Raw genomic sequence first — 14,680 nt, forward strand, 5'->3', positions numbered from 1 at the left:
ATGCGCCGCGAATGCGTCTACATTGCGGAGCGATCCCCATGATCCTAAAGTGATCCACCATGTTCGAAGCACACTTCCAGACATTCGAGGAGCCCGAGGCCGGCGTCGCATTGACGGCGCGCCTTGCCGCGCTCCGCGAAGAACTCGCCCGCCGCAAACTGACCGGCTTCGTCATTCCGCGCGCCGACCAGCAGCAGAACGAATATGTGGCGCCTTCGGAAGAGCGGCTCGCCTGGCTGACCGGCTTTACCGGATCGGCGGGCCTGGCGGTGGTGCTGGCCCACGAGGCCGCATTGTTCGTCGACGGCCGCTACACGATCCAGGCGGCCAAGCAGGTCGACGCAAAGGCCTGGGCGGTGGAATCGCTGATCGACCCTCCGCCGGAGAGCTGGGTGTCGGCGCATCTGAAACCCGGCGACCGCCTCGGATTTGATCCCTGGTTGCACACTTTTGCGGCAGCCGAGCGCCTCGCCGCCGCCTGCACCAAGGCCGGCGCCGAGCTGGTGGCGGTCGACAGCAATCCGGTGGACGCGGTCTGGCACGACCGGCCGCAGCCGCCGGTTGCTCCCGTCGCCGTGCACGGAATGCAACATGCCGGCATCGGCGAGGCCGAGAAGCTGGCGCAGATCAAAAGCGAGATCGCCAAGGTCGGCGCTGACGCGCTGGTGCTGTCGGACAGCCATGCCGTGGCCTGGACTTTCAACATCCGCGGCGCCGACGTCGCGCATACCCCGCTGCCGCTGTCCTACGCGCTGGTACCGAAGGAGGGACGTCCGACCATCTTCATCGACCACCGCAAGCTCTCCAACCTGACGCGCGACCATCTCGAGCAGTCGGCCGACGTGCGCGAGCCCGATGCGATGGCGCCGACGTTGATGGCGCTGGCCAAGAGCGGCGCCGCGATCGCGCTCGACAATGCCACCGCGGCCGATGCGCTGAGCCGGCTGATCGCCGGCGCCGGCGGCAAGCCTGTGCGCGGCGGCGATCCGATTGCGCTGCTCAAGGCGGTCAAGAACGCGACCGAGATCAGGGGCACGCAGACGGCGCATCGCCGCGATGCCGTGGCGCTGGCGCGCTTCCTCGCCTTCATCGATCGCGAAGCGCCCAGCGGCAAGCTCACCGAGATCGACGCGGTGGAAGCGCTGGAGACGTTCCGCCGCGACACCGGCGCGCTGAAGGACGTGTCGTTTCCGACCATATCGGGCACCGGCCCGAACGGCGCCATCGTGCATTATCGCGTCACCCGCAAGAGCAACCGGCGCATCGCGCCCGGCGACCTGCTGCTGATCGATTCCGGTGCGCAATATGAAGACGGCACCACCGACGTGACGCGCACCATGGCGGTCGGCGAGCCCACGAGCGAGATGCGCGACCGCTTCACCCGCGTGTTGCGCGGCCATATCGCGATCGCGCGCGCGATCTTCCCCGACGGCACCAATGGCGCTCAGCTCGACACGCTGGCGCGGCAATATCTCTGGGCCGCCGGCGTCGATTTCGAGCACGGCACCGGCCATGGCGTCGGCAGCTATCTCAGCGTCCATGAAGGGCCGGCGCGGATCTCGAAGCTCGGCACCACGCCGCTGAAGCGCGGCATGATCCTCTCCAACGAGCCCGGCTACTACAAGACCGACGGTTTCGGCATCCGCATCGAGAACCTCGAGCTCGTGGTCGCCGCCGACATCAAGGGCGCCGAGAAGCCGATGAACGCGTTCGAGACGCTGACCCTGGCGCCGATCGACCGCCGGCTGATCGACGTCGCCATGCTGAGCCGCGACGAGCTCGACTGGCTCAATGCCTACCACGCGCGTGTAAGGGCCGCGGTAGGGCCGGCGCTGGACGAGACAACGAAAGCGTGGCTCGATCAGGCGACGGCGGAGCTGAAGGCGTAAGGTCGTCATTCCTCGGCGCATAGCACTACGCGATTTGCGCACGGCTGCTTCCCCACAACAACTGTCATGCCCCGCGAAGGCGGGGCATCCAGTACGCCGCGGCCTCTCCGTATAGAACTGCTGCCGCTGGAATACTGGATTCCCCGCCTTCGCGGGGAATGACACCGCATTTGTGGAACGAGACGCGCGCCCAATCGGTCGCCATCGTGCCCTCATCATAACCGTCCCGGAATCCGTATAGCCGCATTCCGAAACGCCGATATCGGTCTTGCGCGAGCAAGCTACAGTCCGATTCGAACCTGTCAGAGACGGACACGCATGCACGGCATGATCAGCAGGCCGCCGGAAGCGGCAATGAAGACCATCGCGACCTCGCGGGTGGTGCTGCTGCTGCTCGTCGTCATGACCGGCATTGCGCCGATCTCGCTCTACATGCTGGTTCCGGCGCTCCCGGTGCTGGCGACGAACTTCGGCAGCGACATCTCGGTCGCGCAGATGACGGTGTCGCTCTTCATGGTCGGCATCGCCTGCTCGCAGCTGATCATGGGGCCGCTGTCGGACAAGTTCGGGCGGCGCCCGGTGCTGCTCGCAGGGCTCGCGCTGATGGTAGCGGCGAGCGTTGCCTGCATCTTCGCGCAGAACCTGCCGCAGCTGATCGCCGCGCGCTTCTTCCAGGCGCTCGGCGGCGCCACCGGCATGGTGGTGAGCCGCGCCATCATCCGCGACATCTACGAGCGCCAGCGCGTCGCCTCCATGATCAGCCTCGTCGTCGCGGCCCTGATGATCGGACAGATGCTCTCGCCGCTCACCGGCGGCCTGATCGAGACCGCGTTCGGCTGGCGCGCGATCTTCTACGCCATCACCATCGGCGCAGTCGCGGTCGCCGTCGGCATCGCCGTGGCGCTGCCGGAAACGCGGCGCAGCCGCGCCGCCGGCAGCGGCTTTCGCGCCGACATCGGCACCCTGATCAGGAACCGCGCCTTCGTCGGCTACGTGATGTGCCAGGTGCTGGCCTCGCAGATCATCTTCACCTTCGCCGGCGGCGGCCCCTACATCGTGGTGACGCAGATGGGCCGCAGCAGCGCCGAATACGGCGCGTGGTTTGCGACGTCAGGCTTTGCCTATCTCGTCGGCAATCTGCTCTGCGTGCGCTTTGCGCCGCGCCACGCGCTGGAAAAGCTGATCTGGTTCGGGCTCGGCCTTCAGCTCGGCGGCAGCCTTTTGAACCTGTTCTGGAGTTTTGCCGGCTGGAATGAAGCGCCCGCCTGGCTGTTCGGCACGCAGATGATCGTGATGGCCGGCAATGCCTTCGTGATGGCGAATTCCGCCGCGGGTGCGATCAGCATCCGCCCTGAAGCGGCCGGCACCGCGTCGGGCGCGATGGGCTTCCTCCAGCAGGGCATCGGCGCGCTGATGTCGCAATTCGGCGCCTATCTCGGCGGCCACTCCTCGACGACGCTACCGCTGACCTCCGCGGTTCTCGCGATCTCGCTGCTCTGCGCCTGCATGATGATCTTCGTCGTCCCCCGCCGCGAGATCGTGGTGAGCGAGACGCTGATCGAGCAGGCGGAGGAGGAAGAGAGCGGGATGATGTAGCTGTCGCGGTGAGCGACTGCCGTTGCAACACCCTCGGTGTCATCCCCCGCGAAGGCGGGGGATCCAGTATTCCAGAGACGGTGCAGGGATACGGAGAGGCCGCGGCGTACTGGATCGCCCGCCTGCGCGGGCGATGACAGCGGAGCAGGAGGATAAGCCGCCCACCTCACTCCCCGATCAGCTTCAGCCACTCGTCTTCGGTCAACACCTTGACGCCGTGCTTGTTGGCCTCGGCGAGCTTCGAGCCAGCGCCGGGGCCGGCGACGACGAGATCGGTCTTCTTCGACACCGAGCCCGACACCTTGGCCCCTAGACGCTCGGCGGTGGCCTTGGCTTCATCGCGCGTCATCTTCTCCAGCGAACCCGTGAACACCACGGTCTTGCCGGCGACGGCCGAGTTGCTCTTCGGCTTCTCGGCGTCGACGATCTCGACTTCCCTGGTCAGGCGCTCGACGATGCCGCGGTTGTGGCTCTCGCCGAAATAGTCGGCGATGCTCTTGATCACGGTGTCGCCGATCTGGTCGAGCGCATCCATGTCCGCCATCGCCTCCTCGTCGCCCTTGGCGACCTTGAGGCAGGCGTCGTGGAACGCCCCCCACGAGCCGTAGCCGCGTGCCAGCGCGAGCGCGGTGGTTTCGCCGACATGGCGCATGCCGAGCGCATAGACGAAACGCTCCAGCGCAATTCTGCGCCGGCTCTCGATCGCGGCGAAGAGGTTGCGCACGGAGGTGGCGCCGTAGCCCTCGATCTCCTCGAGCTTGAGTTTCGCGTTGCGCTTCTCCAGCGTGAAGATGTCGGCGGGCTCTTTCACAAAGCCTTCGTCGAAGAAGTACTGGAGCTGCTTCTCGCCGAGGCCGTCGATGTCGAAGGCGCGCCGCGACACGAACAGTTTGAGGTGCTCGATCTTCTGATAGGGGCAGGCGAACTCGCCGGTGCAGCGGGCGCGCGAGCCCTCTTCGCCGGCGGCCGTCTCCTCGCGCGTGACGTCGGTGTGCAGCGGGCACGGGCACTTCTTGGGGAAGTGGAATTCCTTGGCACTCTTCGGCCGCTTGTCGAGGACGACGTCGACCACCTGCGGGATGACGTCGCCGGCGCGCTGGATCACGACGGTGTCGCCGATCCTGATGTCGCGGCCCTCGCGCAGCACCTCGCCCTTGTTGCCGATTCCCTTGATGTAATCCTCGTTGTGCAGCGTGACGTTCTGCACGATCACGCCGCCGACGCCGACCGGCTCGAGCTTGCCGACCGGCGTGAACGAGCCGGTGCGGCCGACCTGGATCTCGATGTCGCGCAGCACCGTCATGGCGCGCTCGGCCGGGAATTTGTGTGCGATGCCCCAGCGCGGCGTGCGCGAGACGAAACCGAGCCGCTCCTGCCAGTCGATGCGGTCGACCTTGTAGACGACGCCGTCGATGTCGTAGTCGAGCTCGGCGCGCTCTTCCTCGATCCTCTGATGGAACGCGATCAGCTCCTCGACCGAGTGACACAGCCTGGTCAGCGGATTGGTCTTGAAGCCGCAGCGCTCGAACCAGTGGATCATGCCGCTCTGCGTCCCCTCCGGCATCGCGCTCATCTCGCCCCAGGCGTAGGCGAAGAAGCCCAGGGGGCGCGAGGCGGTGATGGTCGGATCCTTCTGGCGGAGCGAGCCGGCAGCCGAGTTGCGCGGATTGGCGAAGATGGTGCTGCCTTCGGCCTTCTGCCGCTCGTTGAGCGCGAGGAAGGCCTTCTTGGTCATGTAGACCTCGCCGCGCACCTCGCAGATGTCGGGAATATTGCGGCCCTTGAGCTTTTGCGGGACGTCTTCGAGCGTGCGGATGTTGGCGGTGACGTCCTCGCCCTCCGCGCCGTCACCGCGCGTCGCGGCGGTGACGAGCTCGCCGCCCTCATAGCGCAGCGACATCGAGAGACCGTCGATCTTCGGCTCGGCGGAGAAGTCGATCTTGTCGTCGTCGAGCTTCAGGAAGCGCACGATGCGGCCGACGAAGTCGCGCACGTCCTCTTCGGCAAAAGCGTTGTCGAGCGACAGCATGGGAAGGGAATGCCGCACCTTCCTGAAGCGGCCTGACGGCGCCGCGCCGACCTTCTGCGAGGGCGATTCCGAGCTGACGAATTCCGGAAAGCGTTTTTCGATCGCGTTGAAGCGCTGGCGCAACGCGTCGTATTCGGCGTCGGTGACGGTGGGCGCGTCATCCTGATAGTAGCGCTTGTCATGCTCTTCGAGCTCGAGCGCGAGCCGCATGAGCTCGACCTTGGCCTGCGCCTTGGTGAGCTCGGCGACGTCACGGAGCGGTTTGGATTTTGCTGCTCTTGCCATCATACTTAAGATTCTAGCTCGTCGTTCCGGGATGGTCCGAAGGACCAGACCCGGAACCTCGAGATTCCGGGTTCGCACTTCGTGCACCCCGGAATGACGGTGGGGAGGGGCTCATGGCGTATTACGTCTATATCCTAGCAAGCCGCCGCGATGGAGCAATCTATGTCGGCATCACCAACGACCTCGTACGCCGCACCTACGAGCATCGAATCAAGGCCGTTCCCGGATTCACAACGAAATACAATATTACTCGGCTGGTCTGGTTCGAGATTTATGATGATCCGATTTCAGCGATATCGCGTGAGAAGGAGTTGAAGAAGTGGAAGCGAGCCTGGAAGGTTCAGTTGATCGAAACGAACCCGACTTGGGATGATCTGTACGAGTCGATTTGCAACTAAGCCCGTCATTCCACGGTGGCTCGAAGAGCCGAACCCTAAATCTCGAGATTCCGGGTTCGATGCTTCGCATCGCCCCGGAATGACAGTGTCCAACTAAGCCGTCGCCGCCTTGAGCAGCCGGTCCGCGGCCGCCCTCGCCTCGGCGGTGATCTCGGCGCCGGCGAGCATGCGCGCGATCTCCTCGCGGCGGTGGTCGGCGGCCAGCGCATTGACCCGGGTGGCGACGCGCTTGCCCTTGTCGAGGGCGTCCTTGGAGATGAGCAAATGCTGGCCGGCCCGCGCGGCGACCTGCGGGGCGTGGGTCACGGCCATCACCTGCACCTTGCCGGCAAGCCGCGCCAGGCGCCCGCCGATGGCGTCGGCCACTGCGCCGCCGACGCCGGTGTCGATCTCATCGAACACGAGGGTCGGCGCCGAGCCGCGGTCGGACAGCACGACCTTGAGCGCCAGGAGAAAGCGCGACAGCTCGCCGCCGGAGGCGACCTTCATCAGCGGGCCCGGCTTGGTGCCCGGATTGGTCTGCACCCAGAACTCGACGCGGTCGATGCCTTGCGGCCCCGGCGCGGCCTCGTCGGTTTCGACCTGGGTCATGAATTTCGCGCGCTCGAGCTTGAGCGGGGCGAGCTCGGCATTGACGGACTTGTTGAGCTTCTCGGCCGATTTCTGCCGCGCCATCGACAGTTTCTTCGCGGCAGCCGCATAACGCGCATCGGCCTCGATCGCAGCCTGCTCAAGCTTCTTCAGCCGCGAGGCACCGGCATCGATCAGCACGACGTCGGCGGCGTATCTGGCGGCGAGCGCGGCGAGCCCGTCGACCGGCGTCGAATATTTGCGCGAGGCGGCACGCAAGGCGAACAGGCGCTCCTCGATGCGTTCGAGCTCGGCCGGATCGAAGTCGGTTGCGGCTAGCGCGGCCAGGAGATGCTGGTCGGCTTCCTCCAGCGCGTTGATCGCGGCGTCGATCGCCTTGACCGCGGGCTCGACCAGCGCCGGCGAATTGACGCCGCGGCGCTCCAGCCGGCGCACCGCGGCGGACAGCGCCGCGACCGGCGAGTGATTGCCGCCGACGGCCTCCTGCGCCTCGCGCAGGTCGGAGGCGATCTTCTCGCCCTGCATCATCGTGGTCCGGCGGGACGCCAGCGCGGTCTCCTCGCCGTCCTTGGGGGCGAGCTGCTTCAGCTCGTCGGAGGCGTGGCGCAGATAGTCGGCCTCGCGCGCGGCCCGCTCCATGCCGGCGCGATGCTCCTCCAGCTCGGTGTTCGCGGTGCGGCGTGCCTCCCAGAGCGACTCAACGACTGCAACGTCCTTCTCGAGGCCGGCAAAGGCATCGAGCAGGCGACGGTGAGTGGCGGCATCGACCAGCGCACGCTCGTCATGCTGGCCGTGGATCTCGACCAGGGCGGCGCCGACCGCCTTCAGCGTCTGCACGCTGATCGACTGGTCGTTGATGAAGGCGCGGGTACGGCCGTCGGCGAGCTGGACGCGGCGGAGAATCATCTCGCCGGTGTCGTCGAGGCCGTTCTCGGCGAGGATCTTCGTCGCCGGGTGATTCTTGGGGATATCGAAGACGGCCGTGACCTGCCCCTGCTCCGCGCCGTGGCGCACGAGGCCGGCGTCGCCGCGGCCGCCGAGCGCCAGCGCAAAGGCATCGAGGAGGATGGATTTGCCCGCACCGGTCTCGCCGGTCAAAACCGCAAGGCCGGTGGCGAATTCGATATCGAGCCGTTCGATCAGGACGATGTCACGGATCGACAGTCGCGCCAGCATGGAACCAAATTTCCTAGCCGAGACCCATCTTCTTGAAGGTCTTGCTGATCCAGGACCCCTGATTCTCGCTCGGCTCGAGACCGCCGGATTTTACAAGATTATAGGCGTCCTTGTACCAGCGGCTGTCAGGAAAATTGTGGCCAAGTACGGCCGCCGCCGTTTGCGCCTCGCCGACGATGCCGATCGCCATATAGGCCTCGGTGAGCCGGTAGAGCGCTTCCTCGACATGGCGCGTGGTCTGGTACTGCGTGACCACGGCCTTGTAGCGGTTGATCGCGGCCGTGTAGTCGCGCTTCTGCGCGTAATAGCGGCCGACGTTCATTTCCCGGCCGGCGAGCTGGTCGCGCGCGCCCTCGATCTTGGCCTTGGCGGAGGTCGCGTATTCGGACGTCGGATATTTGCGGACCACCTCTTCCAGCGAGGCGATCGCCTTTTCGGTGCGGGTCTGGTCGCGGCTGATGTCCGGAATCTGGTCGTAATGCGAGGCGGCGATCAGGTACTGCGCGTAGGCCGCGTCCGGGCTGCCGGGATGCAGCGTGACATAGCGGGTGGCGGCGCCGATGCAGCTGTCATAGTCGCCGCCCTGGTAGGACGCATAGGCCGACATCAGCAGCGACTTGCGGGCCCAGTCGGAATAAGGATGCTGGCGGTCGACCTCTTCGAACTTCTTGTTCGCCGCCTTCATGTCCTTCTTCTCGTTCATGAGGTACAGGCCCTCATTGTAGATCTTGTCGGCGGGCTCCTCGACGAAGGTGTCGTCCTTGGCGGTGAATTTGTCCCAGAGCGCGCCGGTGCCGCAGCCGGCCAGCGGCAGCGCGAGCATGATGAAGGCAGCGGCCTGAAGCAGCCCGCGGGCGAGAGGCGAGATCAAGAGATATCCGCGCGTCATACGCTGTGCCGACATGAGTTTAAGCCCTGACGCCCTGTGATGCGGTGCCCGCCAGCCCACGAACCTCGTCATGGGCGCGAAATGTAGCCGTGGTGCCTGCCATGCGACCACGCCGATGTATCCGAAAAACGATCGTTAACCTACCGTATGGGCAGGCATTTCGCCCGGATTAAGGCGAACGTGCCGCAATGCTAGCCGATCATGGTTACCAGGAGTTTCCCGGGGACAGCCGCCGCAGATGCCCGCGGCCACAGTTCTCTTCAGGACACGTCCGGCCCGTAGGCCGCGGCGATCCGGCCGCCGACGATACCGCGACCGGTTTCGACCACGGGACGCGTGGTGCGGCGCACCGCCTCGCCCTCGACCACCCGCCAGGCGGAACGGTCGGCAAGCAGCGCGGTCAGGACGGCGTGGTTGAGCTTGTGGCCGCCGCGCACCGAGCGGTAGGCGCCAAGCAGCGGCAAGCCGGCCAGCGCGAGGTCGCCGATCACGTCCAGCACCTTGTGGCGCGCACATTCGTCAGCGTAGCGCAGGCCCTCGGTGTTGAGCAGCCGCTCGTCGTCGAACACGACGGTGTTGTCGAAGGAGGCGCCGAGCGCGTAACCCGCACCCCAGAGCCGGGCGACGTCGCACATCAGGCCGAAAGTCCGGGCGCGGCCGACTTCGCGGCGGAAGCGTTCCGGGCTGAGGTCGAAGGCGTAGCTCTGCCGGCCAATGACGGGATTGGTGAAGTCGATCTCGACCTCGACGCGGAACCCGTTGGCGTGGGGCCGGATCTCGCCGAAGGAGTCGCCGATCTTGACCGAGACCGGCTTCAAAACCTGGATGAAGCGGCGCTGCGCCGGCTGGGTGACGATGCCGGCCTGGTCGATCGCCGCAATGAAGGCCGCGGCGCTGCCGTCCATGATCGGCACTTCCGGCCCGTCGATCTCGATCGTGGCGTTGTCAACGCCCATGCCCCGCAGCGCAGCAAGCACGTGCTCGGCGGTGGAGACCAGCGGACCGTTGCGATCGCCGAGGACGGTGGCGAGGTCGGTCGCGATCACCTGCTCGGCGGTCGCCTGAACTTCGCGGTCACTTCCTTCAAGGCCGGTGCGGACAAAAACAAAACCTGCATCGACGGGCGCAGGTCCAAGCGTGAGGTTGACGGGAAGACCGGAATGAACGCCGACGCCGACCACGGTGGCTTGCGCACAAAGCGTTGTTTGCCGGCTAAATTTCATCAGGAACCCGCCCCACTACGACCCACTGCGACTTATACTTAACCCGACCGACCGGCCAAGGCCGCCGTCCGAATCCGTATCCCCAAGTCACGACAAACCATAGTCACAGCCCCAAACAGCGCCAACTCACGCTTTTTTACCGATTGTTACCCCAAACCTGCCGTATTCGCGCCAAGGCTTAACCAAATTGCGCCGAGGTTTTGGGCCGCTGCCGGCGGTTTTACTGAACCACCGAATACGTAATTAATGATTTAAAATCAGTTGCTTGGCCATGCAGGCCAGGCATGCCCGGTCAAAAAGAAAAGGCCCCGGCAGGCTTCCTGCCGGGACCTTTTTTCGTCTGCCTTATTGTAACAATCCTCAGGTCGCCTGCCGCCGCAGGAAGGCCGGGATATCAAGATGGTCGTCTCCCTGTGGCGCCGGCGCAACAGGTGCGGAACGGCCATGCATGTCGAGGCCCTGCGGCGCGGGACGGCGGGCATACTCCGATACCGGCTCGCTGGCCGCGATCTGCTGCGCCACGCTCTTCTGCGGACGGCGCTCCGGCAGCGGCGGCATCGCCGGACCCGTGGTGCGGGCGGCAACCGGCGGCTCACTCTCCTCGTCGCGGCGGCCAAGGCCGACATTGGCAAGGCGCTGGAGCAGCGACAGGCGGCTCTTCTGCGGGGTCTCTTCTTCAACCTCGCCGCGGGCCTGACGAATCTCGGCCTGGGCCGGCATCGGCAGTTCATCGAGGCGCGGCATCCGCGGCGCACGCACCGGCGCACGCTCGGCCTGCGGCGGGATGAAGTTTTCGGGCGTCATCGGCTCCTGCATCGCGACCGGGGCCATGTCGGGCTCCGGGAACAAGGTCGGCTTCTGCGCGATCGGGCGCACGGTGACGTCGCCGTAGGTCTGCATCGGCGCGGGCGCCTGCGGGACGTCGGCAACGGCAGCCGCGATGGCGGCGAGCGCAGCGCGCTCGACGTTCGCACGCGGCGCCATCGGCGCGGCCGCGGCCGGCGCGGAGGCGGACGCCGGGCCCTGCGTTTCCAGCTTCTGGGCACGTTCGGCCAGGCGCTGGTTGTCGGCACGCAGACGCGCGGTCAGATCGGCGAGACGGCTCTCGGCCACGGCGGCCGGAGCTGCGGGAGCCTGGTGCGCCTGCGGCGCTGCATTCGCAACCGGGGCGCTGGTGGCCTGGCTGTTGCGGGCGATCGTGGCCTGCTCGATGCCGGTGGCGACGACGGAAACGCGGATCAGGCCATCGAGCGCTTCATCGAAGGTGGCGCCGACGATGATGTTGGCGTCCTGGTCGACCTCCTCGCGGATGCGGGTCGCGGCTTCGTCGACCTCGAACAGCGTGAGGTCCTTGCCGCCGGTGATGGAGATGAGAAGGCCCTTGGCACCCTTCATCGAGCTGTCGTCGATCAGCGGGTTGGCGATCGCAGCTTCAGCGGCGGTCAGCGCGCGCTTGTCGCCGGAGGCCTCGCCCGTGCCCATCATCGCCTTGCCCATTTCGCGCATGACGGCGCGGACGTCGGCGAAGTCGAGGTTGATCAGGCCTTCCTTGACCATCAGGTCGGTGATGCAGGCGACACCCGAATAGAGCACCTGGTCGGCCATCGCGAAGGCATCGGCGAAGGTGGTCTTCTCGTTGGCGACCCGGAACAGGTTCTGGTTCGGGATGATCAGCAGCGTATCGACCACCTTGTGCAGCTCGGCGATGCCGGATTCGGCAGTGCGCATGCGGCGGGCGCCCTCGAAGTGGAACGGCTTGGTCACGACGCCGACGGTGAGGATGCCCATGTCGCGCGCGGTCTTGGCGATGACGGGAGCAGCACCGGTGCCGGTGCCGCCGCCCATGCCGGCGGTGACGAACACCATGTTGGCGCCCGAGAGATGGTCGCGCAGCTCGTCGATCACCTCTTCGGCCGCCGCGGCGCCGACGTTCGGCTGCGAACCGGCGCCGAGGCCTTGCGTGACCGCCGTGCCCATCTGCACGATGCGCTGCGCCTTCGACATCGTCAGCGCCTGTGCGTCGGTGTTGGCGACCACGAAGTCGACGCCCTGGAGGCCCGCCGTGATCATGTTGTTGACGGCGTTGCCACCGGCGCCGCCGACGCCGAACACGGTGATCCGGGGCTTCAGTTCGTGAATATCAGGAACATTGATGCTGATGGTCATGGTTGCTGCCTCTCGATCACGCGCGCGTGGGTTCGCCCCGGCCGGCGGCCGCGGGAGTTAGTGAAAATCGGGAATTACGGAAAGGAATCATCAGAAGCCCTCGCGTAGCCATCGTCCAACCTTTCCGAAATAACCGCCGGTCCCTGTCCTGACCTGCTGCCGCGTATGCCGCGGTTCGACATGTTCCTGGTGAACATATTGCGGGTAGACGAGGAGTCCGGCCGGCACCGCGAACGCGGCGTTCTTCGCCTCGTTGGGCAGCCGGCCGAAGCCGAGCGGACGTCCGACCCGCACGGGCCGGCCGAGAATCTGTGTTCCGAGTTCGACGAGACCGGTCAGCTGCGAGGCGCCGCCCGAGAGCACGACGCGGCCGTTGGGCTCTGACGCGAAGGGCGAATCCTTGAGCCGGTCCCGGACCATTTCGAAGATTTCCTCGGCACGGTGCTTGACGATGTTGGCGATGGTGGCGCGGGAGACGATCTGCGGCAGATCCTGCTCGTCACCGGCTGTCGGCACAGACATCAGCTCACGCGAGTCCGATCCGCCGGTGATGACGGTCCCGTATAACGTCTTGATTCGCTCGGCATCGGCAATGGTCGCGGAGAGTCCGCGCGCGAGATCCATCGTGATGTGTTGCCCGCCGACAGCAAAACCCGCCGCGTGCACGAAGCGGCCGCCGGCATAGACCGCGATCGTGGTGGTGCCGGCGCCCATCTCGACGACGGCAGCGCCGAGATCGGCCTCGTCGTCGGTCAGCACCGACAGGCCGGCGACATAGGGGCTCGCCGCCATGGCTTCGACATTGATGTGGCAGCGCTCCACCGCGAGCATCAGGTTCCGCGCCACGGTGGCGTCACAGGTGACGACGTTCATGTCGACACCGAACTGATGCGCGACCATGCCGCGGGGATCGCGGATGCCCTTGACGCCGTCGAGCGTGTAGCCGACCGGCAGCGCGTGCAGAACGGTGCGGCCCTCGCCGGTGGCGTGGCGCATGCCGGTGGAGGTGACGCGGCTGACGTCGGCCGGGGTCACGGCCCCGCCGCGGATGTCGGCGGCGGCTTCGACCAGCTGGCCGGAGAGCCGGCCGCCGGAGACCGAGAGCAGCACGGACTCGACCCGCACCTTGGCCATCTTCTCCGCAAGCCCGACGGCCTGGCGCACCGCCTGCTCGCATTCACCGAGATCGACCACCGCGCCGGCCTTCATGCCGCGCGACTGGATCTGGCTGTAACCGATCAGTTCCACCGCGTGGGTGCGGCCGCGCAACGCATCGCTCGGCGCCGACGGCTTCAGCCGCGCGATCATGCAGGCGATCTTGCTGGTGCCGATGTCGAGGCAGGCGACGATGCCGCCGCGCTTGTGCGGCATCTGGCGCGTCTTCGGCGTCTGGGTGCGATCGAGACCGGTCATGCAGCGTCCCCGGCCTTCTTTTTCTTCTTGTCCTTGAACTGGTCTTCGCGCGCCTTGGCGGCGTCCTCGGACAGCTGCACCACCAGGCGATCGGGCAGGCGCATGTCGACGGCGACGATGTCGCGGGAGAACAGCTTGTCTTCCTTGTCGAGCCTGGACAGCATCGCAAGCGCGTTGCCGACGTCCTGCTCGGGCAGGCGGATATCGAGGCCGTCCTTGAGCCTCAGGTTCCAGCGCCGCTCGCCGACGTAGATCGCGGCCTTGGTGATCGAGTTGACCTGCGGATAGCGCGCCAGCAGCGCGAGGAAATCACGGGCCTGCGTGTCGGCGCCCTTGCCGACCACGAGCGGCAGCGCCAGGAACCGGCGCGAGACATAGGGCTCGAGCACCGCGCCGTCGTCGGCGATGACGGAGAGGCGGCCGGCCTCCTGCCACAGCGCGAACGCCTTGCGCTCGGTGAGCTCGATCATGAGCTGGCCCGGATAGAGCTTCAGCACGGTCGCATCCGCGATCCAGGGATTGGCCTTGAGCTTGTCGCGCACGGCGTCGGCGTCGAGGAACAGGAGCGAGGAACGGCCGCTGACGCCGCCGATCGCGAGGATCTCGTCCTGGGTGAGCTGCTTGCGGCCGTTGATCACGACGGAGGTGATGCGGAAGCCGGCGGAATTGGCCATCGCGTTGCGGGCGTCGCTGACCGCCGTGACGAAATCCTGGAGATGGCCGCCCTTGACGATGCCGAAGCCGCAGCTTCCGATCAGCAGCAGCACGGTCATGCTGATCCCGACCCGGCGCGGCAGATAGCGCTCGACCAGCGCGACCACGCGCGGCGGCGGCTCGCGCTCGACCACGGCCTTGGCCTTGATCTTGTCCTTGGCGGCAGCGCGGACCTCGACGCGCTTGTCCTGCACCCACTCGCGCAGAAGCACGACCGCTCCGATAGCGGCCGCCTTCAGATCAGCTTGGGGCCTCAGCGATCTCAGAAGCGACCGGGTGAGGCTTCCTGCACCATCCATTGCACGAGCTCG

General features: G+C 66.4%; 10 protein-coding genes. 3 read left to right on the plus strand and 7 right to left on the minus strand.

Annotated elements, in window-relative coordinates; translation table 11 throughout:
* The first annotated feature begins 59 nt into the window (after positions 1–59).
* Positions 60–1,889 (plus strand): aminopeptidase P family protein, encoded by a 1,830-nt coding sequence (locus XI08_RS23985; RefSeq protein ID WP_271576218.1) that lies wholly within the window; start codon positions 60–62, stop codon positions 1,887–1,889.
* 318 nt (positions 1,890–2,207) lie between these two features.
* Positions 2,208–3,485, plus strand: a complete 1,278-nt coding sequence (locus XI08_RS23990; RefSeq protein WP_271576219.1) for a multidrug effflux MFS transporter — start codon at positions 2,208–2,210, stop codon at positions 3,483–3,485.
* Positions 3,486–3,651: 166 nt separating this feature from the next.
* Here the strand turns inward: XI08_RS23990 and ligA are convergent, their stop codons facing one another.
* Positions 3,652–5,799 (minus strand): NAD-dependent DNA ligase LigA, encoded by a 2,148-nt coding sequence (gene ligA / locus XI08_RS23995; RefSeq protein ID WP_271576252.1) that lies wholly within the window; start codon positions 5,797–5,799, stop codon positions 3,652–3,654.
* 113 nt (positions 5,800–5,912) lie between these two features.
* Here ligA and XI08_RS24000 point away from each other — a divergent pair, with 113 nt between their 5' ends.
* Positions 5,913–6,197 carry a GIY-YIG nuclease family protein gene (locus XI08_RS24000; protein WP_271576220.1) on the plus strand — a complete coding sequence of 95 codons (285 nt, stop codon included), beginning with the start codon at positions 5,913–5,915 and terminating at the stop codon, positions 6,195–6,197.
* Between the two features lie 93 nt (positions 6,198–6,290).
* On the opposite strand, the gene recN is transcribed toward XI08_RS24000, so the two are convergent.
* The 6 genes from recN to XI08_RS24030 all read right to left on the minus strand — a co-directional run bounded on the left by recN (position 6,291) and on the right by XI08_RS24030 (position 14,668).
* Positions 6,291–7,964: a DNA repair protein RecN gene (gene recN, locus XI08_RS24005; RefSeq protein ID WP_027544675.1), complete on the minus strand. Its 1,674-nt coding sequence runs from the start codon at positions 7,962–7,964 to the stop codon at positions 6,291–6,293.
* A gap of 13 nt (positions 7,965–7,977) precedes the next feature.
* Positions 7,978–8,868, minus strand: coding sequence for an outer membrane protein assembly factor BamD (locus tag XI08_RS24010; RefSeq protein ID WP_027544674.1), 891 nt, complete (start codon positions 8,866–8,868; stop codon positions 7,978–7,980).
* Between the two features lie 245 nt (positions 8,869–9,113).
* Positions 9,114–10,076, minus strand: coding sequence for a UDP-3-O-acyl-N-acetylglucosamine deacetylase (lpxC, locus tag XI08_RS24015; RefSeq protein WP_027544673.1), 963 nt, complete (start codon positions 10,074–10,076; stop codon positions 9,114–9,116).
* 360 nt (positions 10,077–10,436) lie between these two features.
* Entirely contained in the window at positions 10,437–12,242 is a 1,806-nt protein-coding gene (gene ftsZ / locus XI08_RS24020) for a cell division protein FtsZ (RefSeq protein ID WP_271576221.1), read from the minus strand.
* Between the two features lie 90 nt (positions 12,243–12,332).
* Positions 12,333–13,655, minus strand: a complete 1,323-nt coding sequence (gene ftsA / locus XI08_RS24025; RefSeq protein ID WP_027544671.1) for a cell division protein FtsA — start codon at positions 13,653–13,655, stop codon at positions 12,333–12,335.
* Positions 13,652–14,668, minus strand: coding sequence for a cell division protein FtsQ/DivIB (locus tag XI08_RS24030; RefSeq protein ID WP_271576222.1), 1,017 nt, complete (start codon positions 14,666–14,668; stop codon positions 13,652–13,654). Before XI08_RS24030 ends, ftsA begins: the two co-directional genes overlap by 4 nt.
* Between the last annotated feature and the right edge of the window lie 12 nt (positions 14,669–14,680).

It is taken from the genome of Bradyrhizobium sp. CCBAU 11361 (genome assembly GCF_028128935.1).
GTDB lineage: Bacteria > Pseudomonadota > Alphaproteobacteria > Rhizobiales > Xanthobacteraceae > Bradyrhizobium > Bradyrhizobium niftali.